Source organism: Longispora albida DSM 44784 (assembly GCF_000379825.1).
Taxonomy (GTDB): domain Bacteria; phylum Actinomycetota; class Actinomycetes; order Mycobacteriales; family Micromonosporaceae; genus Longispora; species Longispora albida.
Window position 1 is genome coordinate 203,349 of record NZ_KB903839.1, and the last position, 19,952, is coordinate 223,300.

General features: G+C 69.9%; 23 protein-coding genes and 1 pseudogene. 14 read left to right on the forward strand and 10 right to left on the reverse strand.

The genetic code is table 11. The annotated features are described in order from the left end of the window. Positions 1-480, reverse strand: coding sequence for a GNAT family N-acetyltransferase (locus A3G1_RS0132225; RefSeq protein WP_018353628.1), 480 nt, complete (start codon positions 478-480; stop codon positions 1-3). A gap of 21 nt (positions 481-501) precedes the next feature. After that, the gene (locus tag A3G1_RS0132230) at positions 502-1,431 is read right to left on the reverse strand and encodes a GlxA family transcriptional regulator (protein ID WP_018353629.1); all 930 of its coding nucleotides are present in this window, start codon (positions 1,429-1,431) and stop codon (positions 502-504) included. A gap of 73 nt (positions 1,432-1,504) precedes the next feature. Between A3G1_RS0132230 and A3G1_RS0132235 the strand changes: the two genes are divergently transcribed. Further along, positions 1,505-2,098 carry an MBL fold metallo-hydrolase gene (locus tag A3G1_RS0132235; protein ID WP_018353630.1) on the forward strand — a complete coding sequence of 198 codons (594 nt, stop codon included), beginning with the start codon at positions 1,505-1,507 and terminating at the stop codon, positions 2,096-2,098. Here A3G1_RS0132235 and A3G1_RS0132240 read toward each other — a convergent pair. Further along, on the reverse strand, positions 2,088-3,026 hold the full coding sequence (locus tag A3G1_RS0132240) for an NADP-dependent oxidoreductase (RefSeq protein WP_040480504.1): 939 nt from the start codon (positions 3,024-3,026) through the stop codon (positions 2,088-2,090). The two genes, A3G1_RS0132235 and A3G1_RS0132240, sit on opposite strands and share 11 nt — an antisense overlap. An 84-nt stretch (positions 3,027-3,110) precedes the next feature. On the opposite strand from A3G1_RS0132240, the gene A3G1_RS0132245 reads away from it, so the two are divergent. Together A3G1_RS0132245 and A3G1_RS0132250 are read left to right on the forward strand one after the other, a co-directional pair. Continuing rightward, positions 3,111-3,503, forward strand: a complete 393-nt coding sequence (locus tag A3G1_RS0132245) for a winged helix-turn-helix transcriptional regulator (RefSeq protein WP_018353632.1) — start codon at positions 3,111-3,113, stop codon at positions 3,501-3,503. Positions 3,504-3,582: 79 nt separating this feature from the next. Next, positions 3,583-4,029, forward strand: coding sequence for a hypothetical protein (locus A3G1_RS0132250; RefSeq protein WP_018353633.1), 447 nt, complete (start codon positions 3,583-3,585; stop codon positions 4,027-4,029). Between the two features lie 103 nt (positions 4,030-4,132). Here A3G1_RS0132250 and A3G1_RS0132255 read toward each other — a convergent pair whose 3' ends face one another. Further along, a complete protein-coding gene (locus A3G1_RS0132255) occupies positions 4,133-4,756 on the reverse strand; it encodes an RraA family protein (RefSeq protein WP_018353634.1) in 624 nt (207 codons plus the stop codon). Between the two features lie 152 nt (positions 4,757-4,908). Beyond that, positions 4,909-5,562, reverse strand: coding sequence for an MBL fold metallo-hydrolase (locus A3G1_RS0132260; RefSeq protein WP_018353635.1), 654 nt, complete (start codon positions 5,560-5,562; stop codon positions 4,909-4,911). Between the two features lie 137 nt (positions 5,563-5,699). Between A3G1_RS0132260 and A3G1_RS0132265 the strand changes: the two genes are divergently transcribed. The 3 genes from A3G1_RS0132265 to A3G1_RS0132275 all read left to right on the forward strand — a co-directional run bounded on the left by A3G1_RS0132265 (position 5,700) and on the right by A3G1_RS0132275 (position 8,022). Then, positions 5,700-6,725, forward strand: a complete 1,026-nt coding sequence (locus A3G1_RS0132265) for an aspartate-semialdehyde dehydrogenase (RefSeq protein ID WP_026212748.1) — start codon at positions 5,700-5,702, stop codon at positions 6,723-6,725. A gap of 96 nt (positions 6,726-6,821) precedes the next feature. Continuing rightward, positions 6,822-7,700 (forward strand): NAD(P)H-binding protein, encoded by an 879-nt coding sequence (locus tag A3G1_RS0132270; RefSeq protein ID WP_018353637.1) that lies wholly within the window; start codon positions 6,822-6,824, stop codon positions 7,698-7,700. A 124-nt stretch (positions 7,701-7,824) separates the two neighbouring features. After that, positions 7,825-8,022 carry a hypothetical protein gene (locus tag A3G1_RS0132275; protein WP_018353638.1) on the forward strand — a complete coding sequence of 66 codons (198 nt, stop codon included), beginning with the start codon at positions 7,825-7,827 and terminating at the stop codon, positions 8,020-8,022. A gap of 59 nt (positions 8,023-8,081) precedes the next feature. On the opposite strand, the gene A3G1_RS39290 is transcribed toward A3G1_RS0132275, so the two are convergent. Next, the gene (locus A3G1_RS39290) at positions 8,082-8,567 is read right to left on the reverse strand and encodes a hypothetical protein (protein WP_018353639.1); all 486 of its coding nucleotides are present in this window, start codon (positions 8,565-8,567) and stop codon (positions 8,082-8,084) included. A gap of 380 nt (positions 8,568-8,947) precedes the next feature. On the opposite strand from A3G1_RS39290, the gene A3G1_RS0132285 reads away from it, so the two are divergent. Genes A3G1_RS0132285 through A3G1_RS0132310 form a run of 6 tightly spaced genes read left to right on the forward strand, consistent with a single transcriptional unit; the run spans position 8,948 to position 14,229 of the window. Beyond that, positions 8,948-9,646 (forward strand): acyl-ACP--UDP-N-acetylglucosamine O-acyltransferase family protein, encoded by a 699-nt coding sequence (locus A3G1_RS0132285; RefSeq protein WP_018353640.1) that lies wholly within the window; start codon positions 8,948-8,950, stop codon positions 9,644-9,646. Position 9,647: 1 nt separating this feature from the next. Then, the gene (locus A3G1_RS0132290) at positions 9,648-9,887 is read left to right on the forward strand and encodes an acyl carrier protein (RefSeq protein WP_018353641.1); all 240 of its coding nucleotides are present in this window, start codon (positions 9,648-9,650) and stop codon (positions 9,885-9,887) included. After that, positions 9,880-10,611: an SDR family NAD(P)-dependent oxidoreductase gene (locus tag A3G1_RS0132295; protein WP_018353642.1), complete on the forward strand. Its 732-nt coding sequence runs from the start codon at positions 9,880-9,882 to the stop codon at positions 10,609-10,611. Before A3G1_RS0132290 ends, A3G1_RS0132295 begins: the two co-directional genes overlap by 8 nt. Continuing rightward, positions 10,611-11,960, forward strand: coding sequence for an AMP-binding protein (locus A3G1_RS0132300; protein ID WP_018353643.1), 1,350 nt, complete (start codon positions 10,611-10,613; stop codon positions 11,958-11,960). Before A3G1_RS0132295 ends, A3G1_RS0132300 begins: the two co-directional genes overlap by 1 nt. After that, a complete protein-coding gene (locus A3G1_RS0132305) occupies positions 11,957-13,009 on the forward strand; it encodes a LuxE/PaaK family acyltransferase (RefSeq protein WP_018353644.1) in 1,053 nt (350 codons plus the stop codon). The genes A3G1_RS0132300 and A3G1_RS0132305 overlap by 4 nt, the downstream gene beginning before the upstream one ends. Continuing rightward, entirely contained in the window at positions 13,006-14,229 is a 1,224-nt protein-coding gene (locus A3G1_RS0132310) for an acyl-CoA reductase (protein WP_018353645.1), read from the forward strand. The genes A3G1_RS0132305 and A3G1_RS0132310 overlap by 4 nt, the downstream gene beginning before the upstream one ends. Before the next feature lie 310 nt (positions 14,230-14,539). Here the strand turns inward: A3G1_RS0132310 and A3G1_RS0132315 are convergent, their stop codons facing one another. Continuing rightward, the gene (locus A3G1_RS0132315; protein WP_245563645.1) at positions 14,540-15,577 is read right to left on the reverse strand and encodes a lysylphosphatidylglycerol synthase transmembrane domain-containing protein; all 1,038 of its coding nucleotides are present in this window, start codon (positions 15,575-15,577) and stop codon (positions 14,540-14,542) included. Between the two features lie 199 nt (positions 15,578-15,776). On the opposite strand from A3G1_RS0132315, the gene A3G1_RS0132320 reads away from it, so the two are divergent. Together A3G1_RS0132320 and A3G1_RS0132325 are read left to right on the forward strand one after the other, a co-directional pair. Then, positions 15,777-16,877 (forward strand): DegT/DnrJ/EryC1/StrS family aminotransferase, encoded by a 1,101-nt coding sequence (locus A3G1_RS0132320; protein WP_018353647.1) that lies wholly within the window; start codon positions 15,777-15,779, stop codon positions 16,875-16,877. Continuing rightward, positions 16,874-17,824: a Gfo/Idh/MocA family protein gene (locus A3G1_RS0132325; protein WP_018353648.1), complete on the forward strand. Its 951-nt coding sequence runs from the start codon at positions 16,874-16,876 to the stop codon at positions 17,822-17,824. The genes A3G1_RS0132320 and A3G1_RS0132325 overlap by 4 nt, the downstream gene beginning before the upstream one ends. A gap of 59 nt (positions 17,825-17,883) precedes the next feature. Here A3G1_RS0132325 and A3G1_RS0132330 read toward each other — a convergent pair whose 3' ends face one another. From A3G1_RS0132330 to A3G1_RS0132340, 3 genes and pseudogenes are all read right to left on the reverse strand, one after another. Then, complete coding sequence (locus A3G1_RS0132330; RefSeq protein ID WP_018353649.1) at positions 17,884-19,089, reverse strand: glycosyltransferase family 4 protein; 1,206 nt, start codon at positions 19,087-19,089, stop codon at positions 17,884-17,886. A 70-nt stretch (positions 19,090-19,159) separates the two neighbouring features. Beyond that, positions 19,160-19,315: pseudogene (locus A3G1_RS42245) on the reverse strand (DapH/DapD/GlmU-related protein); the annotation flags it as partial. A gap of 203 nt (positions 19,316-19,518) precedes the next feature. Beyond that, complete coding sequence (locus tag A3G1_RS0132340; protein WP_425411421.1) at positions 19,519-19,944, reverse strand: NAD-dependent epimerase/dehydratase family protein; 426 nt, start codon at positions 19,942-19,944, stop codon at positions 19,519-19,521. Positions 19,945-19,952: the final 8 nt, after the last annotated feature.

The window sequence follows — 19,952 nt, forward strand, 5'->3', positions numbered from 1 at the left end:
CTAGAGAACCCTGCGGTACCGGGTGTAGTCCTCGAACTCGGCGACCTGCTCGAAGCCGAGCCGGTCGAGGACTGCGACGCTCTTGTCGTTGCCGTGCGTGACGCCGGCGTAGATCTCGGTCGCGGCCAGTTCCTTCCCGGCGTAGCGGATCAGCGCCTCGCAGCCAGCCGTGGCCAGCCCCTTGCCGGTGTAGGTGCCGCCGAGCCAGTAGCCGAGGACGAAGTGCGGCGGGTTCACCGGGTTGAGGTCGGCGCGCCCGGCGAGTTCGCCCTGGTACCACAGGCCGAAGCGGTAGTTGTCGTCGTCAGGGTTCCTGAAGTACTCGCGGACGTCCTCAAGGGACTGTGCGAGGTCGTCCTCGTAGTTCCCGAACTGGGTCAGGTGCCCGGCGCTCGCCTGGAGGAGCGCGTGGTAGGCCTCGGTGTCCGCGATGGTCAGCTCGCGGAGTACCAGATCTTCGATGTCTGTTCTGAGTTGCACGCCGCGGACTGTAATAGCGATCTAGGCGAACGTCTTCCGGTATTCACTGGGCGGTACGCCGCGCCGGCGGACAAACTGCTCGCGCAGCATGGCGGCACTTCCGTAACCGGCCAGCCTGGCGACCTCCTCCAGCGGCAGGCTCGTGCGTTCCAGCAGCTCCTCGGCGAGCTGGAGCCGCTGCGCGATCAGCCACGCTCCGGGTGAGGTCCCGGTCGCCTCCTGGAACCTGCGGATGAACGTGCGCCGGCTCAGCCGCGCCCGGGCCGCCAGATCGTCGACCGACGGGCTCTCGCTCAGGTGTGCCTTCGCCCAGTCGAGCACTTCGGACAGCCCGGTCGTCCCGGGCGGCGGCAGGGGAGCCGCGACGAACTGCGCCTGCCCGCCCTCGCGGTGCGGCGGCACGACCAGCTCCCGCGCGATGGCGTTGGCGACGCCCGCGCCGTGCTCACGCCGGACCAGGTGCAGGCACATGTCCAGGCCCGCAGCTGCCCCGGCCCCGGTGAGGATCTGGCCCTCGTCGATGTACAGGTGGTGCGGCTCGATGACGACTTCCGGGTACCCGCTGTGCAGCTTCGCCGCGAACCGCCAGTGCGTCGTCGCGCGCCGGCCGTCGAGCAGCCCCGCCTCGGCCAGCAGGAACACCCCGACGCAGTGCCCGGCGACCAGCGCCCCGCGCCCGGCTGCCGCCCGGAACCCGGCTACCGCCCCGGCACTCCACCGGTCATAGTGGATGCCGGGCAGCGCGAGGACGAGATCGGCACTGTCCAGCGTGCTCAGGCCGTGCTCCACGTGCACGGTCAGCCCCGGGTCGGTCAGCACCGGGCCGGGCTCGTCGGTGCAGACCGCCAGCTCGAAGGGCGGCAGGCTGGGCCGGGGGCTGAACACCTCGGCGACCAGGCTCAGCCCGAAGGCTCCGGTGCCCGGGGGAGCGTACGCGGCGATCGACAACATCTTGGCATGATACCTGCGATGGTTGGCAATCGTGCCACTGGCGCCCGGGTACAAGATCAGAAATGATCTAGGCATGACTGACGCACCCCGCGAGACCAGCGCCTTCTACCAGATCCTCTCGATCGGCTACACCACCTCGACCGGCCCCGGCGTCGCCGCCACCGTGTCCTACCTCGCCGAGGGCGACCGGCGCATCGTCGTCGACCCGGGCATGGTCCCGGGCCAGGACGCCATCCTCAAGCCCCTCGCCGACCTCGGCGTCACCCCGGACCAGATCACCGACGTGGTGCTCAGCCACCACCACCCGGACAACACGATCAACGCAGGCCTGTTCGGCAACGCGCGCATGCACGACCACCACGCCATCTACACCCACGACCAGTGGGAGGACCGCGACGCGGAGGGCTACGAGCTGACCCCGTCGATCAAGCTGATCCGCACCCCCGGCCACAGCCACGAGGACATCACCGTCCTGGCTGGCACGGCAGACGGCGTCGTGGCCTTCGCCGGCGACCTGTGGTGGCGGGAGACCGGCCCGGCCGAGGACCCGATCGCCCCCGACCGGGACCGCCTGCGCGCCAGCCGTGAGCGCGTCCTCGCCGTCGCCGACGTGATCGTCCCCGGCCACGGCGCCCCGTTCAAGCCCACCTCTTCGTCTATCCGCTGACTGTCAGCACCAGCTTTCCCCTGGTCCGCCCGGTGTCACTGAGCGCGAACGCTTCGGCGGCGCGCTCCACCGGGAGCCGGCCGGCCACGGCCAGCCTCAGCTGACCGCCATCGACCAGCTCCGCCAGCCGGCTCAGACCAGGACCATCAGGGTGTACCAGGTGAGTGGCCGCCCGCACGCCCCTCGCGGCGGCGGCAGCCCTCAGCTCGTCGTCGACCGGCCCGACCAGCCGGTACACGACGCCGCCCGGCCGGAGTACGCCGAGTGACCGGTGGCTGTACTCGTCGCCGATCAGATCCAGCACCACATCCACATCGGACACCTGCGTCTCGAACGGGGCTGCCGTGTAGTCCACGACCTCCGCAGCCCCGAGCCCGCGCACGAACTCGTGGTTGACCTGCCGGGCGGTACCGATCACGTGCGCGCCCCGGGCCGCAGCCAGCTGCACCGCCAGATGCCCGACCCCGCCGGCCGAGGCATGCACGAGCACCCGCGTCCCGGTACCCACACCGGCCAGGTCGAGCGCCTGGAGGGCCGTCAGCCCGGCGAGCGGCAGCCCGGCGGCCGTGGCGTGGTCCACTGTGCCCGGTTTCCTGGCGACCTGGTACGACGGGGCCAGCGCGAACTCCGCGAACGTGTTCGCCGGTACGGGGAACAGCGGCATCCCGAACACCTCGTCGCCCGGCTCCCACCGCGCGCCCGGCCCGCTGGCCACGACGACACCGGACACGTCCCAGCCCGGTACGTAGGGAGCGGCGCCCACCAGGTCGCCGAGGTCGCCGGAGCGCTTCTTCGCGTCGACCGGGTTCACGCTGGTCGCGTGCACCTCGATCAGCACCTCGCCGAGGCCGGGCTCCGGGCGGACGGCCTCACCGGGCACGACGGTCTGCGGCTCGGTACCGAACTTCTCAACTGTGATCACTCGCATGACCCCAGCCTCGGACACCTGGTTACCGGCGGCAAGAAGGCACAAACTTGTGCTGTAGGTACCTTGCCGTGTTATAGGTACCCGATGGAAACCACCTACGACGTGTACCTTCGCGACTGCCCGAGCCGGTACGTGCTGGGCCTGGTGTCCAACCGCTGGTCGCTCCTCGTCATCTGCGCCCTCCAGGAACGCCCGCACCGCTTCGGCGAACTCCGCCGCCTCCTGGACGGCGTGAGCCAGAAGGTCCTCACGCAGACCCTCCGCGAGCTGGAGAAACACGGCCTCGTCACCCGCACGGTCTTCCCGACGGCCCCGCCCAGCGTCGAGTACGCCCTCACCCCGCTCGGCCACGGCCTCTGCGGCCCGCTCCAGGCCGTCCGCGAATGGGCCGAGCGGCACATCGAGGAGATCGACGCGGCGTGCGAGGCATACGAGGCCCAGCCGGTCCTCACGCCACAGTCCACTGTGCCCGTGTGAGGTCGAAGCCGTTCGATTCATGCGGAACGCTAGCGAGATGAAAGCGCGGCGAAACCGGGTTACGGCAGGCTGGCCGGATATGAAGAAGCAGATCGCCATCATCCTCGCCGCGGCCCTCGTGGTCACCCTGCTGCCGGGCTGCAAGCGCCGGTCGCGGACGCGCACGCACACCAACACCCAGGTCACCGCCACCGCGACGCCGACAACGGCGAAGTACGGCGCGGCCACCGCCACCCCGAAGGCCACCGGTACCAAGGTTGGTGCTGGCGGCGGCGGAGCCGTGACGCTGGAAGTCACCGGTACCGGCACCGCCAGCAGCCTCAACTACAACACCGCCGCCGAGGCCGACACCGCGAGCAACGTGAGCCTGCCGTGGCGGAAGACGGCCACCGTCGGCCAGTCCGGCATGATCAGCATCGCCGCCAGCGGCACGGGCACCCTCACCTGCAAGATCTCGCAGGCCGGCAAGGTGCTCGCCACCAAGACCGCCAGCAAGAGCGTGACCTGCTCGGCCACCCTCAAGTAAGCAGCCACGAAGTAAGCAGCGGGGCCTCGCCGGTCAGGGTCGCGGCGTTCTGGGGAGTCCAGGAAGCCGATCGGCCCGGCGGGCGAGGCCCCGGTTTCAGTTGTCAGCCGGTGAAACCCAGCCCGGCCAGCGCCTTGTCGACCTTGGCTCGGTGGGCGGCCTCCCAGTCGCTGAGGCTCTCGGCGGCCTCCTTCGCCAGCTTGGCCTGAGCCACGGCGAGGATCTCCGCCGCCCGGGCAGCCGGTACGGCGACCACGCCCTCCTCGTCGGCCACGACGATGTCGCCGGGCGCCACGGTCACGCCGCCGCACCGCACCGGCGTGTTCAGTGGCCCGGCCGCGCCCTTCGTGCCGGGGATCGGGATGATGCCACGGGCGAAGACCGGGAAGCCGTTCTCGCGTATCTCGCCGAGGTCCCGGATCAGGCCGTCCAGCACGAATCCGGCCACGCCACGGCGCTGGGCGACGGCGCAGACGTTCCCGCCGGCCAGCGCGTAGTCCAGGTCACCGGACTCGACCACGATCACGGAACCGGGGGCTGCCCGGTAGATCGCGGCGTGCAGCATCAGGTTGTCGCCCGGCGGGCACCGCACGGTGAAGGCCGGTCCCGCGATCCTCGGCACCGGCGTCCACAGTGGCCGGATGCCGATATCCATGACCTGTGCCCGGCCGAGGCTCTCGGCCAGCGTCGTAGCAGGGATCTCCCGGAATGCTGTGAAGTCGTCCATAACCATCCTCTGAGCTTTAGAGGTTCTAACTCAATGACTGGCGGCGCTCTGGCGGCCCCAGAAGACGACCGGACTGCGCAGAATTCCGCCGCCTCCTGGACCTCGCCATAGCACCACCGCCATTGAGTTAGAACCTCCTACTGATCCCCAGCCTACGAGCCCAGCGACGCCACCTGCTCCCGGACCCACACCGCCTGGTCGTGCGCGAAGCACACCCGGCCGGGCCGGAACTCGGCGATCCGGTCCAGCCACTGTGGATACGGCCCGGCCCCCGTCGCCCTGGCCATCCAGTCGGTACTGAACTCCGAGGCGAAGTCCCGGGCCTGCCCGGCCAGCACGGTCACGCCGCCCGGCTCGCGGACCACGAGCGACTGGTGCCCCGGGGTGTGCCCGGGAGTCGGGACAACCCAGACACCCGGCCAGATCTCGGCCTCGCCGTCGAGCTCGACGTAGCCGCCGCCAGCCACCAGGTGGTCGAAGGTGTACTGCCCGGCCCGCGCCCGGGCCAGCTCGCCGGCCTGCGTGTAGATCGGCGTGCCCGGGAAGTCCGGATTCCCGCCGCAGTGGTCGAAGTGCAGGTGGCAGTTGACGATGATGTCGACCCGGCCGAGGGCCGGGCTCCGGCGGACCGGCTGGTAGTGAGCCTCGGTCTCCGGGTCGCCACGCCCGATGCCGGTGTCGAAGAGGAGCACGCCCTCCGGCCGGCGCACGAGGTACCCGAGGACCGGCTCCGCGCGGGGGTGCTCGGTGCCGGCCTCGCTCGCCGGCCGGAGGATGTGGCCGAAGTCCACGCGCTCGATGCTCATCTGACCGAGTGTGCTGCGCGGGGGCGGCCGTTGCCACGCCGGACGGAGATCGTGGCTCGTCAGGTACGAGATGAAAGGGGTTTTCCCGCTGGTCACCGGCGTGGGCCTGAAACCTTCCGTGGGGATAGGCTCGCTGGATGAGGATCGGGATTGTGGGAGCCACCGGCCAGGTCGGTGGCGTCGTGCGGAACATTCTGGCCGAGCGGGCCTTCCCCGTGACGGAGCTGCGGCTGTTCGCCTCGGCCCGTTCGGCGGGCCGGACGCTGCCGTGGGCCGGCGGCGAGGTCACGGTGGAGGACGCGGCGACGGCCGACTACACCGGCCTCGACATCGTGATCTTCTCGGCGGGCAAGACCACGGCTCTCGCGCTGGCGCCCAAGGTGGCCGCCGCCGGTGCCGTCGTCATCGACAACTCCTCCGGCTGGCGGATGGACCCGGAGGTCCCGCTGGTCGTCTCCGAGGTCAACCCGCACGCCGCCCGCAACCGGCCGAAGGGCATCATCGCCAACCCGAACTGCACCACGATGGCCGCCATGCCGGTGCTCCGCCCGCTGCACGAGGAGGCCGGCCTGCTGAGCCTCGTCGTCTCCACCTACCAGGCGGTGTCCGGCAGCGGCCTGGCCGGCGCCGGCGAGCTGGACGAGCAGGTCCGCAAGCTGGGTGACCGCGCGACGGAGCTGGTCTCCGGCGCCGCGAACGTCGAGCTGCCCGCCCCGCAGCTCTACGCCCGGCCGATCGCCTACAACGTGCTCCCGATGGCCGGCTCCATCGTGGACGACGGGCTGTTCGAGACGGACGAGGAGCAGAAGCTCCGCAACGAGAGCCGCAAGATCCTGGAGATCCCGGAGCTGAAGGTGTCCGGCACCTGCGTGCGGGTCCCGGTCTTCACCGGCCACTCGCTCCAGGTCAACGCCAGCTTCGCCCGGCCGCTGAGCGTCGAGCGGGCCCGCGAGCTGCTGGCCGGCGCACCCGGCGTCGAGCTGTCCGACATCCCCACCCCGCTCCAGGCCGCCGGCAACGACCCGACCTATGTCGGCCGGATCCGCAACGACGAGACCGTCGGGCACGGCCTGGCGTTCTTCTGCTCCAACGACAACCTGCGCAAGGGCGCCGCGCTCAACGCGGTCCAGATCGCGGAACTGGTCGCCGCCGAACTCCGGTAGCGACTCCCCGGGCCGGTGCCGCGATCAGGCACCGGCTCGGCATCGGTTCGGCATCGTGCGTTCCCGCGCCGATCCGCTGCTCATAACCTCCCCAGCATGCTGCTGATCACTGGTGCGAATGGACAGTTCGGCCGGCGGGTGGTCCATCACCTGCTTCATCGTGTACCCGCTGAGCGCGTCGCCGTCAGCGTCCGCAACCCCGCGGAAGCCGCCGAACTCGCCGAGCTGGGCGTCGACGTCCGCCGAGGCGACTTCGACGAACCCGGCAGCCTCCCGTTCGCCGGCGTCGACCGGATGCTTCTCGTCTCCACGACGGCCCTGCCGCACTCCGAGCGGTACCGGCAGCACGCCTCCGCCGTCACCGCCGCAGCCGAGGCCGGCGTCAAGCACCTCGTCTACACGAGCCTCGCGCTCGGCCTGCCGCCCTGCATCAGCGAGGTCCACCGCAAGACCGAGGACGCCATCCTGGCCGCCGGGCTGCCGTACACCTTCCTGAGGCACCCGCTCTACACCGACAACTTCCTCACCGGCATCACCGCCGACCCCGACCTGGTGTCCGCGACCGGGGACGGCCGGGTCGCCACCGCGTCCCGTGACGACCTCGCCGAGGCGGCAGCCCAGGTACTCGCCAGCCCCGGCCCCGAGCACGAGGGCCGGGCGTACGACCTGACCGGGGCCGAGGCGTGGAACTTCGCGGAGCTGGCCGGGCTGCTCACCGCCGGTACCGGCACGCCGTTCCAGCACCGGCCCGTCTCCGGCACCGAGCTGGCCAGCCTCCTGGCTGCCGAGGGCGTACCCGACTTCCTGAACGCGATCCTGGTCGACATCCACACCACGATGGCCGCCGGAACCCTCGCCGGGACCACCCCGCACCTGGCGGACCTGCTCGGCCGGGCGCCGGTCACGCTCGCCGCCGCCGTCCAGGCCGAACTCGCCCGGGCCGGGAAATCGGATGCGGTTGGCGGGAACGGCTGATACCGTGCCGGGCATGTGGTTCTTCGAGCTTCTCTACGGGTAGGCATCGCCTCCGCCGCCGTACGCCCCTTCCCGCGTGACGGCCAGGTCCGGACATCCACACGCTTATCGTCAGGAGACACCCATGACCGAGAACCACGAAACCCAGCCTGACCACGCTGCGGCAGACGCCACCCAGCCGGCCGAAGAGGCCCAGCTCACCCGGGCCGAGCGCCGGGCGAAGGGCAAGCAGATCCAGCAGCAGCACGGCTTCGCCCCGCCGAAGGGCAAGGGCTCCGTCATCCCGGCCCGCCGTTCCTACTCGAACCGGCGCAGCGGCTAGCTCACACAGTGAAGCGGCCGGAGGATCATCCTCCGGCCGCTTTTCCGTGTTCGCCCCGTTTACTTGACCCGGGTGTACTTCTGGGTCCAGTTGGTGTCCCAGTTGACCCCGTCGTAGGACAGGCACTGGCGCCACTCGCACGAGTCCTCGGTGATGTTGTCCCAGGTGAACCGGAGCTGGAACGGCTTGCCCTCGCCGTCCTTCAGGTCCTGGAAGAACTCGCCGACCGTGCCGTCCTCGTTGAACTTGCCGACCAGCGGGGTGAAGTCGGGGGCCTCGACATTCGACAGCCACACGATCTTCCAGAGCTGGGCGTCGTGGTCGAAGGCGTAGACGGCGACGGCCTTCAGCGGGCCGTCCTCCTTGCCCGGGAACGGGCCGAGGTAGTGCTCGATCAGGATCGAGCCGTCGAGGTGCCGCTCGTTGACCTGGTCGGCGGGGAACTCCTCCCACACGCCGTCCCGGTTGCGGCGCCGGTTGATCAGCTTCCACGTACCGAAAAAGAACTCGAAGTCGTGGACGCCGGATTTCTGCGTCTGCGTCATGCTGGTGTGTCCTCACGTGAATCGGGCCGGGGCCGCACCTCGCCCCCGCGCCGCCACCATACCCGGCACCCCCGACATTGGACAGTCAGCTGCCGGCCTGCGACGGCGGCGGGAGCAGCGGGGACGGCTCGGGGCCGGCGAGCGGAGCCGGGGGTGAGCCCCGCCACGCGCCGGGTACTGTCAGCTGCCCGCGGCACACGCCCGCTGGTGCCTCCGGCGAGCCCGCGACCACGGGTAAGACGGCGGGTCCTGGCCCGGTGAGCCGGTCTGGCCGGGGAGCCGGCCAGCGGCGGGGCGGCTGGCAGCGTGGGTACACTCGCGTGGGCCGGGCCTGTGCGCCCTGGCCCCTTTTGCAGACATCGACGGAGTAACGGACTAAAGTGGCGAATCGCATCCATCCCACCGCCATCATCGGTGCGGGCGTCGAACTCGGCGACGACAACCTGATCGGCCCGTATGTCGTGATCACTGGTCCGTGCGTGATCGGTGACGGCAACCACATCGGCCCGCACACCACGATCGGCGGCCCGGCGGAGTCCCTCGGCGCCCCCCACCCGGCCGGCTGGGACGACGAGGTGGCCGGCGCCGGGGTGATCATCGGCGACCGCAACATCATCCGCGAGAGCGTCACCATCCACCAGGGCACGCACGAGCCGACCCGGATCGGCAACGACTGCTACCTGATGGCCCAGAGCCACGTCGGCCACGACGGCCAGGTCGACGACTTCGTCGTCCTCACCTCCGCCGTCCAGATCGCCGGGCACGCCCGCGTCTGGTCGCGCGCGAACGTCGGCATGGGCACCGTCGTCCACCAGCGGGCCCAGATCGGCCCCGGCGCGATGGTCGGCATGGCCTCAGCGGTCCGCAAGGACGTCCCGCCCTACACCGTCACGGTCGGCAACCCGGCCCGCGCGGTCAGCATCAACACCGTCGGCCTGTCCCGCCGTGGGCTGGACGAGGCCCAGGTCGCGGCCGTCGAGCTCTACCTGAAGGGCAAGGCCCCGCTGCCGGACGGCCTGCCCGCCGAAGTGTCCGACCAGCTCACCGAGTGGGCGAAGATCAACAACCCGGAGAACTGACATGTCACTGAACGACCGGCTCAAGAACGTGTTCGTCGAGGCCCTCGAGCTCGGCGAGGACGTGGATGTCGAGAACCTGAAGTACCGCGACATCGAAGCCTGGGACTCCCTCGGCCACATGACCCTGGTCGCCGCGATCGAGGACGAGTTCGACGTGCAGTTCGAGACCGAGCAGGTCATCGACATGAGCAGCTTCAAGGTCGCCGTGGACATGCTCGAGAAGCTGGGCGCCAATGCCTGACCTGACCGGGAAGGTCGCCGTCGTCACCGGCGGTACGCGGGGGATCGGCCGGGCCAGTGCCGAGGCGCTGGCCGCGGCCGGCGCCACGGTGATCATCACCGGGCGTGACGCGGAGAAGGCCAGCGAGGTCGCCAAGGAGATCGGCGCGGCCTCCGGCCTCGCCCTCGACGTCACCGACTTCGACGCCGTCGGCTCCGTGATCAAGGGCATCGCCGGTGAGCACGGGAAGATCGACATCCTGGTGGCCAACGCGGGCATCATGGAGAGCGGCCTGCTCGGCATGCTCAAGGAGGACCACGTCCGCCGGGTGCTGGACACCAACGTCACCGGCGCGGTGGCGGCGGTCCAGGCCGCTGCGCGGGTGATGACCCGGAAGAAGACCGGTGCCATCGTCCTGCTGGCCTCGATCGCCGGCGCGCAGGGCAGCGCCGGCCAGAGCGTGTACGCGGCGTCCAAGGCCGCCCTGGAGGCCCTGACCAAGTCGGCCGCCAAGGAACTGGGTGGCCGTGGCGTGCGGGTCAACGCTGTCGCGCCCGGCGTGATCGCGACCGACCTGACCGCCGGCCTGTCCGACGAGGTGCTGGCCAAGCAGCGGGCGGCGACCCCGCTGGGCCGGCTCGGCGAGGCATCCGACGTGGCCAAGGCGATCACGTTCCTGGTCAGTGACGACGCGGCCTTCATCACCGGTCAGGTGCTGGGGGTCGACGGAGGATTGGTGCTGTAATGCGACTGGTGGCGGACAGCGCCCGGGTCATCGACGCCGCGACGGGCGCGGTACTGACCGGCGCGGACCTCAGCCCGGCTGACCTGTACGACGCGGTGCCGCCCGGCGCGGTGTTCGCCCGCACCGGGCAGACCGTGGCTGCGGTCCGGCGGTACCTGGGCGCGTTCGCCGCCGGCCGTCCCGTCGCCCTGCTCGACCCGGCCCTGGCCCCGGAGACGCTGGCCGAGCTGGTCCGCCGGTTCGAGCCGGCCGTGGTCACCGGGATCGGCGAGGGCGGGGCCGGCGCTGACCCGGGCGAGCTGCCCAAGGGGTACGTGACCGGTGACGTCCTGGGCGAGGCATGGATCAGGGAGAACGCCCCGGAGCACCAGCCGCACCCCGACCTGGGCGTGCTGCTGGCCACCTCCGGCTCGACGGGCGACCCGAAGCTGGTCCGGCTGTCCCGCCAGGCGATCGTGCACAACGCCGGCGCCATCGCCGAGGTGCTCGGCATCACGGACGGCGAGGTCGCCCCGACCAGCCTGCCGTTGTTCTACAGCTTCGGCATGTCCGTGCTGAACAGCCACCTGGCCGCGGGCGCCACCGTGCTCGTCATCGAGGGCGGGGTGCTGGCCAGGGAGTTCTGGGCTGCGTTCGACCAGTACGAGGCGACGTCGCTGGCCGGCGTGCCGTACAGCTACGAGATGCTTTCCAAGATCCGCTGGACGCCGGCCAAGCACCCGAGCCTGCGCACGCTGACCCAGGCCGGCGGCAAGCTCCGTGACGAGCTGATCGAGAAGTTCAGCGGCCTGTCCGAGCGGTTCTACGTGATGTGGGGCCAGACAGAGGCCGGTCCGCGGATGACCACGCTCCCGGCGGACAAGCTCGCCGCGAAGCTGGGTTCCGTCGGCCTGCCGCTGCCCGGCGGCGCGGTGTCCATCGAGGACGGCGAGGTCGTCTACCGCGGCCCGAACGTGATGATGGGCTACGCCGAGACGGCAGCCGACCTGGCCCGTGGCGATGACGAGGGCGGCGTGCTCCGTACCGGCGACATCGGCCACGTCGACGAGGACGGCTTCCTGTGGCTGAAGGGCCGCACGAAGCGGTTCGGCAAGATCTTCGGGGTGCGCGTCAACCTGGCCGACATCGAGGCCCTGGTCACCGGGGCCGGCGAGGGCCCGGTGGCCGCCGTGTCCGGTAGCGAGTGCGTCGTCGTGCACATCGAGGGCGTGGACGCCGGGCGGGCCAAGGAGATCCAGAGCCTGCTGGCGGAGCGGCTGAAGCTGCACCGCACGGGCTTCGACGTCCGCCCGATCGACCGGCTGCCCCTGCTCAGCAATGGCAAGATCAATTACCGGGAGCTGTCATGAGCAGTGTCTTCACCCTCTCCCAGGCCGAGCGGGAGAAGCTTCTCCTTCCCGAGCTGGTCGCGCTGACCGAGCACCACCGCACGCACTCCCCGGAGTACGACCGGCTGCTGGGCGCGCTGGGCACCGTCGAGGCCAAGACCCTGGCCGACCTGCCGTGGCTGCCGGTCCGGCTGTTCAAGCAGCACGCGATCAAGAGCATCACCGAGGACGACGTCTTCAAGGTGCTGACCTCCTCGGGCACGACGGGCGACGTGAGCCGGATCTTCCTGGACAAGGAAGCCGCCGGTACCCAGCAGAAGATGCTCTCCGCCACCATGCAGAGCGTCCTCGGCCCGAAGCGGCTGCCGATGCTGCTCGCCGACACCAAGGCGCTGTTCACCAACCGCAAGTCGTTCTCGGCGCGCGGGGCCGGCGTCCTCGGCATGATGAACTTCGGCCGCGACCACACCTTCATCCTCGACGAGCAGGAGAAGCCGGACCCGGAGGCGGTGGCTGCGTTCCTCGCCAAGCATGGCGGCGAGCCCTTCCTGATCTTCGGCTTCACCTTCATGGCCTGGCTGTACCTGTACGAGCTGGCCAAGGAGCACAAGCTCGACCTGTCCAACGGCATCCTGATCCACTCCGGTGGCTGGAAGAAGCTGATCGACCAGTCGGTGGACAACGCGGAGTTCCGCCGCAGGTTCAAAGAGGACACCGGGCTGACCCGGATCCACAACTTCTACGGCATGGTCGAGCAGATCGGCGTGATCTACCTCGAGGGCCCGGACAGCACCGGCAGCTCCGCCGAGCTGTACTGCCCTGACCACGCCGACATCATCATCCGCGACCCGGAGACCTGGGCCGAGCAGCCGGTCGGCGTACCGGGCGTGGTCGAGGTGATCTCCACCCTGCCGAAGTCCTACCCGGGTCACGTGCTGCTGACCGAGGACCTCGGCGTCGTACACGGGATCGACGACGGCGCATGGCCGGGCAAGCGGTTCTCCATCCTGGGCCGGCTGCCCAAGGCCGAGGCCCGTGGTTGCAGCGACACCTTCGGAGGCGACAAGTGATCGAGCAGCGTTTCCCGGCCGGCCCGCCGGTCGAGATCACCGAGCTGATCGAGGGCGTGCGCCCCGAGCGGCAGCCGCTGAAGGTCGGCGACGAGCGGGTCATCAGCTTCCTGGTAGCCTTCGCGCGCAAGCTGCTCAAGCCGAGCGTCGCGCGCCGGTTCCCCGAGCTGGCCTCGCTGGGCTTCTTCCTCCGCCGGGTCGAGCTGGAGAAGGCCGTGGCCCGGCTGGGCTCAGAGCCCGGTCAGCTCCGCTTCGGCCGTGGCCTGGTCTTCCACGTGCCGCCGGCCAATGTGGACACCATCTTCGTGTACTCCTGGGCGCTGTCGGCCCTCGCCGGCAACCCGAACATCGTGCGGATCTCGTCCCGCTCGGCCGGCGCGGCAACCGTCATCCTCGACGCGCTGAACGAGACGCTGGCCGAGGCCGACCCGATCATCGCCCAGACCCAGCGCATGGTCACCTACGGCCGCGACGACAAGGTCACTGCGGCGCTGTCGGCTGCGTGCGACCTGCGGGTCATCTGGGGCGGCGACCGTTCCGTGCACGAGATCCGCAAGCACCCGCTGGCCCCGGCGGCCCGCGACCTCACGTTCCCCGACCGGGCCTCGTTCTCGGTGATCTCCGCGGCCGGCTGGCACGCGGCGAGCGCCGAGGAGCGCAAGGGCGCGGCGGAGGGCTGCTACAACGACGCGTACTGGTTCGACCAGGCCGCCTGCTCCTCGCCCCGCACGATCTTCTGGATCGGTGAGGAGAGCCAGGTCTCCTCGGCCCGCGCCGAGTTCCGCACCCTGCTGGAGGGCGTCCTCACCGCCAAGCAGCCGCTGGTCGACCCGGCGATGGCCGTCGAGAAGCGCGTCGCGACCTACGGCATGGCCATCGAGGGCGAGGCCACCGGCATCCACTTCACCGGCAACGCGCTGGCCACGGTGGATCTCGCCAGGCCCGAGACCCCGCCCCGCCGCTGGCTGGGCGTCGGTACCTTCCCGGAGGCCCGGCTCGGCTCGCTCAGCGAGATGGCCAGCCTGGTGGTCCGCCGCGACCAGACGGTCACCCACTTCGGCTTCGGCGAGGACGACCTGCTGGCCTTCGCCAACGAGCTGGCCGGCCGCGGCGTCGACCGGATCGTGCCACTGGGCCAGGCCCTGGACTTCGCGGCCATCTGGGACGGCTACGACCTCCCCCGAGAGTTCACCCGCCTTGTGACCGTTAAGACCCGCTGAGAACGACGCTGGACTGCGCATTGAGCCCGCCTAGATACAACACCGGTATCTAGGCGGGCTCAATGCTTGCCAGCCTCGCCCTCAGCGGGCCACTGCGCCTTAGATCAGGAGCCAGGTCAAGGGCATGAGTTTGTACGGGGGACGTAGCCCCCGGCCGGGTGCTGTGCCGGCCTGGTCCCGTGAGGAAGCGGTACGGTGCTCCGGAGGCCGGGCGTGCGCTGGTGTGACCCGGAGACGGTTACGGGCGGCGAGTGCATCGCCGCCCGTACCAGATAATGATTTTGATCTTGCTTTGCTCTGATCTGAAGCCTCAGCGGGTCCTGGTGGCCCCGAGCTTGAAGGCGGTGACCCAGGAGGCGCCGGCGGTCACCACGTCGGCGATGGTCAGGATCAGGCGGGAGGCCAGGGCGATGCCCAGTGCGGCACCGACGGCGCCCGGCTTGTCGCTCAGGAAGGGCACCAGGGCCGCGACCAGGACACCCTCCCGGACACCGAGGCCCGAGGGGGAGATGATGGCGAACATGCCGACATTCATCGCGATGGCGAACGCCGCGATGCAGACCAGGATGCCGGTGATGCCCGGGGCTGCCTGGGCGTTGATCAGGAACCACAGGTGCAGGCCGAAGAACGTCCAGCCCAGGGCGCTGTAGCCGACGACGCGGAGCACACCGGCCCAGGTGAGCGGGCTCTCCAGCGGCGGGCGCTTGACGAGCTTCAGGAAGAGCTGGACGAGCCGGGTCAGGACCGCGGGGACCGCGCACAGCAGGGCGATCGGCAGCAGGCCAGCCATGATCCAGAGGGAGACCTGCACGGCGCCCGCGTAGTCGGCGGCGCCGTCCCTGGCCTCCTGGAGCATCGTGGGCACGCCGGCCAGGCCGAGGACCAGGGCGGTGGTCAGGCCGAGGCCGGTGGCCAGCAGGGATGCGAGGAAGGCGCGGGGCCGGGGGAGACCGGCCCGCTTGCCCAGCTCCATCTGGAGGAGGTAGGCCCACACGCTGCCGGGCAGGTACTTGGCCATCCCGCCGACCAGGCAGATCTGCGCGGCGGCCGGGACGCTGATGTCGTGCTCGACGTCCTTGAGGGCCGCGCGCCAGGCGAGGGTGTTGACGAACATCGCAGCGATCGCCATCACCAGGGAGGCGGCGATCGACTGCCAGGCCAGCTGCTTCCAGGTGTGCTCGACGTCCGACCAGTTGTTCATCACGCTGGTGACGAGGAAGCCCGCGATGGCCAGGATGATCAGGTAACGGACGGCCAGGGTGGCCCAGCGCTTGAGCTTGCTTCCGCTCTTGGCCTCTGCGGCTTCCGCGGGAACGGCTTCTCCGGGGCTACCGGGGGTTGTGGTCACCACCACGATCGGATCGACCTTTCCTGGCCCGCGCGGCGAAAGCTGGCCTGCGCGAAGACGCGAAGAGTGTGCACAGAACGGATGCCACCGTAGCACGGCAATGTAGGCCGTTACACCGCGTCGCGGGCGGCTTGGCGAGCATCGTCACATGCCTGGTACGGTCACGGACGCTATCAAGAGTTTATCGAGGAGTGCGCTCGTGATCCCGATTTCCAAAGTCAAGCTCGACGAGGAGGCCGAGCGCCTCGCAGTCGAGGTCATCCGGTCCGGCATGATCGCCCAGGGCCCGATGGTCGCGCGGTTCGAGCGGGAGTTCGCCGAGCTGGTGGGCGCCAAGCACGCGGTAGCCGTCAACAACGGCACCACGGCGCTTGTCGCGGCCCTCCAGGTGCTCGACCTGCAGCCGGGTGACGAGGTGATCACGAGCCCCTTCTCGTTCGTGGCCACGCTGAACGCGATCCTGGAAGCCGGTGCCACCGCCCGGTTCGCCGACATCCGCGAAGAAGACTTCAACGTGGACCCGGCCGCGCTCGAGGCCGCGATCGGCCCGAAGACCAAGGTGCTCATGCCCGTGCACCTGTACGGCCAGGCCGCCGACATGACCGCGATCGCGCCGCTCGCCGCCAAGCACGGCCTGCACGTTGTCGAGGACACCGCGCAGGCGCACGGCGCGACGATCGACGGCAAGGGCGCCGGCACGTTCGGGATCGGCACCTTCTCGTTCTACGGCACCAAGAACCTCTCCACCGGCGAGGGCGGCATCATCACCACCAACGATGACGCCATCGACGACAAGCTCCGGGTGCTGCGCAACCAGGGCATGCGTGCCCGGTACCAGTACGAGATGGCCGGTCACAACTACCGGCTCACCGACCTCCAGGCCGCCATCGCGATCCCGCAGCTCGCCGCGTACGGCGACCAGGTCAAGCGGCGCAAGGACAACGCGGCCAGGCTGAACGAGGGCCTGGCCGGCATCGCGGGCCTGCGCCTCCCGGCCGAGCTGCCGGGCCGCTCGCACGTGTGGCACCAGTACACCGTGGTGCTCGGCGACGACGCCGCTGTCAGCCGTGACGAGTTCATCGCCAAGCTGACCGAGAAGGGCGTCGGCTGCGGCATCTACTACCCGAAGCTGATGCACGACTACGACTGCTACCGCAACCACCCGGGCGTGATCGTCGACCCGACCCCGGTCGCGGAGAAGGTCGTGGCCGGCTGCGTCTCGCTGCCGGTGCACCAGCACCTGTCCGAGGGTGACGTCGACACCGTCGTCGCCACGGTGCGGGAGGTGCTCGGCGCATGAGCAACCCGAAGATCGCGCTGGTCGGCGCGGGCAACATGGGCTCGCTGCACGCCCGGGTCATCTCGCAGCACGAGAAGGCCGACCTGGTCAAGCTGGTCGACCTGCGCGAGGAGCACGGCAAGTCCGTCGCGGAGCGCTTCGGTACCACCTGGGCGCCGGAGCTCGGTGACCTGTCCGGTGTGGACGCCGTCGTCATCGCCTCGGCGACCGAGGCCCACAAGGACCTCGCCCTCGAGGTGCTCAACGCCGGTGTGCCGCTGCTGATCGAGAAGCCGGTCTGCGCGAGCCTCGCCGACAGCGAAGAGGTCGTGGCGCTCGCCGAGAAGAACTCGATCCCGCTGATGTGCGGCCTGCTGGAGCGGTACAACCCGGCCGTCATCACCGCGCTGCAGCTCATCGACAACCCGGTGCACGTCACCGCGACCCGGCACTCGCCGTACGCGCCGCGGATCAAGACGGGCGTGGCCTGGGACCTGCTGGTGCACGACGTGGACCTGGCGATTCAGGTCTTCGGCGGCGTCGAGCCGGTGTCGGCCAAGGGCGCGCTGGGCCACTTCCACCCCAGCTCGCTGAGCGGCGCCGAGGACGTGGCCGAGGCCATGCTGACCTTCAGCACCGGCATGGCCAGCGTCTCGGCCAGCCGGATCGGGCACCGCAAGGTCCGTACGCTGGTCATCAACGAGGTCGACCGGCTCGTCGAGGTGGACCTGCTCCGCCGCGACGTGACGATCTACCGGCACGTCTCGCTGGACGCCGCCACCCCCGAGGGCCGCGGCTACCGTCAGCAGAGCATCATCGAGATCCCGGAGCTGATCACGGCCCGTGAGCCGCTCGCGGCCCAGCTGGACCGGTTCCTGGACATCCTGGCGGGCCGGGCGGACGCCGACGACGAGCGCCGTCGCATCCTGCCCTCGCACCGCGTGGTGGACGCCGTCATCGCGTCCTAGCCAGACCGCACGAAGAAGCCCCGGGCCGATCGGCCCGGGGCTTCTTCGTGTGCTCGGTGCTACTTGCTGCGGGTCATCTGCTTCTTGCTGGTCATGTCGGCGAACACGTCCAGGTGCTGCCGGACGACCTGCTGCATCGAGAACCGGTCCTGGACCAGCTGGCGACCGTGCGTGCCGACAGCCTGCCGGGCCTGCTCCGGGTGGGCCAGCACCTCGATGAGCGCGTCGGCCAGCGCCGCCTCGTCGTTGTGCGGGGCCAGGAACAGGTGCTCGCGGTCCTTCAGCTCGATGCCGGGGAAGTTGTCCGGCCGGACGACGGCGACGACCGGGCAGCCGGCCCCCATCGCCTCCAGGCTGGCCGTGCCGAAGCCCCAGGGCTCCAGCTCGTGGCACTCCAGGTCGGCGGCCGCGACGTAGTCGGGGATCTCCGACTTCGGCACGGCGCCGGGCGCGACGATCGCGTGCCGCACACCCAGCTCGTCGGCCAGCTTGAGGAACGCGTCGTAGTACACGCCTCCGACCACGAGGAGCTTGGTGTCCGGCAGCTTCTCCAGGACCCGGGGCAGGGCCTTCACCAGCTGGATGCGGTCCCGGAGCGGGATGACGTGCCCGATGGACAGGATCACCGGCGCGTCGCCGAGCTCGTGCCGCTCCCGGATCTTGGCCCGGTCGCCGCCGAGCAGCCAGTCGGGCTCGACGCCCACCGGGATGTTCTCCAGCCCGCCGATCGCCTTGCGGTACCGGGTGTGGATGTACTCGTCCATGTGGACGTCCATCACCACGAGCCGCGGCCTGTACCAGCGGAGGATCGGGTTGACCAGCATGGCGTCGGCCATCCGGAACACGAAGGAGAACAGCGGCTTCTTCGGGCTCTCCAGCCGGGTGTGGATGCTGAGCAGGGCCGGGATGCCCCGCTTGCGCGCGTACAGCCCGCTGGCCCAGGTCAGGTCGAAGAACTGGCCGTGCTGGTGGATGACGTCCGGCCGGAACTCGTCCAGGATCTTGGTGACCTTGCGCATCAGGGAGGGCCGCAGGGTGTACCCGATGTCGAAGCTGATCGCTCCCAGCTTCGGGATGGTCCACGCCGGGATCCGGATCACCCGGCACCCGCCGCGGACCTCCTCCAGCGGGGCGTCCTTGTACGTGGCGGTCAGGATCAGCACTTCGTGACCCGCCGCGGCGTACGCCTGGGCCAGCGCGTCGGACAGGTGTGCGCTGCCACCGACCCGGGGCGGGAAGAAGTTGTTGACGACTGCGATGCGCACACTAGCTCCCTGCGAGTGGGACAAAACTGACGTTTTCTCCGTCGACCTTCACCGTGGCCGTCGGCCGGGCTGGCACCCCAGAGACGACCGTATACGGCGGCACGTCCTTGGTGACCACCGCACCCGCCCCGATCACGGCACCTTCGCCGATAGTGACGCCCATCATCACGGTCGCGTTCGCTCCGAGGAAGACCCGGTCGCCGATCGTGACGGGCGCGCGATCCACCTGATCGTACTCCCGCCCCGACACGCACCGCTTCGCCGTCGAATGGGTGTAGATCTGCACGCCGCAGCTGATGTCGCACCCGGCTCCGATGGTCAGCCCACCGGAGCCGTCGATCACTGTGAATGCCCCGATCCACGTACCCGGGCCGATGACCGGATCACCGGCGATCCAGGCGTGTTCGTTGTAGGGGTTCGGCGGGAAGCTCACTGCTCGAGTGCTGCCTTGACGAGTTCGGTCATGCCTTGTTCGACGGTGATTTCTGGTGCCCATCCGAGCATGTTTTTGGCGCGGGTGATGTCGGCGGCGCGGCGGGTGACGAGGACGTCGCGGGGGACGAAGATGGGTTCGACGTTGGCGCCGAGGGCTTGGATGAGGATTTTGGCGAGGGTGGCGATGGAGGTGTCGATGCCGGTGCCGATGTTGATGGGCTTGCAGTCGTGTTCGGANTCGAGGGCGGCGACGACGGATTTGGCGAGGTCGGTGACGTGGATGAAGTCCATCGACTGTTCGCCCTTGCCGTCGATGGTGGGGGCCTGGCCGGAGCGGATGCGCTGGATGAACGTGTTGATGACGCTGGTGTAGTAGGCCTCGATCTTCTGGCCGGGGCCGTAGACGTTGAAGAAGCGCAGGGCGTTCC

Bases quoted from the DNA above. Each gene is read 5' to 3' on its own strand.
- A3G1_RS0132230 (WP_018353629.1), bottom strand. From the start codon at position 1,431: ATGTTGTCGATCGCCGCGTACGCTCCCCCGGGCACCGGAGCCTTCGGG.
- A3G1_RS0132235 (WP_018353630.1), top strand. From the start codon at position 1,505: ATGACTGACGCACCCCGCGAGACCAGCGCCTTCTACCAGATCCTCTCG.
- A3G1_RS0132240 (WP_040480504.1), bottom strand. From the start codon at position 3,026: ATGCGAGTGATCACAGTTGAGAAGTTCGGTACCGAGCCGCAGACCGTC.
- A3G1_RS0132245 (WP_018353632.1), top strand. From the start codon at position 3,111: ATGGAAACCACCTACGACGTGTACCTTCGCGACTGCCCGAGCCGGTAC.
- A3G1_RS0132250 (WP_018353633.1), top strand. From the start codon at position 3,583: ATGAAGAAGCAGATCGCCATCATCCTCGCCGCGGCCCTCGTGGTCACC.
- A3G1_RS0132255 (WP_018353634.1), bottom strand. From the start codon at position 4,756: ATGGACGACTTCACAGCATTCCGGGAGATCCCTGCTACGACGCTGGCC.
- A3G1_RS0132260 (WP_018353635.1), bottom strand. From the start codon at position 5,562: ATGAGCATCGAGCGCGTGGACTTCGGCCACATCCTCCGGCCGGCGAGC.
- A3G1_RS0132265 (WP_026212748.1), top strand. From the start codon at position 5,700: ATGAGGATCGGGATTGTGGGAGCCACCGGCCAGGTCGGTGGCGTCGTG.
- A3G1_RS0132270 (WP_018353637.1), top strand. From the start codon at position 6,822: ATGCTGCTGATCACTGGTGCGAATGGACAGTTCGGCCGGCGGGTGGTC.
- A3G1_RS0132275 (WP_018353638.1), top strand. From the start codon at position 7,825: ATGACCGAGAACCACGAAACCCAGCCTGACCACGCTGCGGCAGACGCC.
- A3G1_RS39290 (WP_018353639.1), bottom strand. From the start codon at position 8,567: ATGACGCAGACGCAGAAATCCGGCGTCCACGACTTCGAGTTCTTTTTC.
- A3G1_RS0132290 (WP_018353641.1), top strand. From the start codon at position 9,648: ATGTCACTGAACGACCGGCTCAAGAACGTGTTCGTCGAGGCCCTCGAG.
- A3G1_RS0132295 (WP_018353642.1), top strand. From the start codon at position 9,880: ATGCCTGACCTGACCGGGAAGGTCGCCGTCGTCACCGGCGGTACGCGG.
- A3G1_RS0132300 (WP_018353643.1), top strand. From the start codon at position 10,611: ATGCGACTGGTGGCGGACAGCGCCCGGGTCATCGACGCCGCGACGGGC.
- A3G1_RS0132305 (WP_018353644.1), top strand. From the start codon at position 11,957: ATGAGCAGTGTCTTCACCCTCTCCCAGGCCGAGCGGGAGAAGCTTCTC.
- A3G1_RS0132325 (WP_018353648.1), top strand. From the start codon at position 16,874: ATGAGCAACCCGAAGATCGCGCTGGTCGGCGCGGGCAACATGGGCTCG.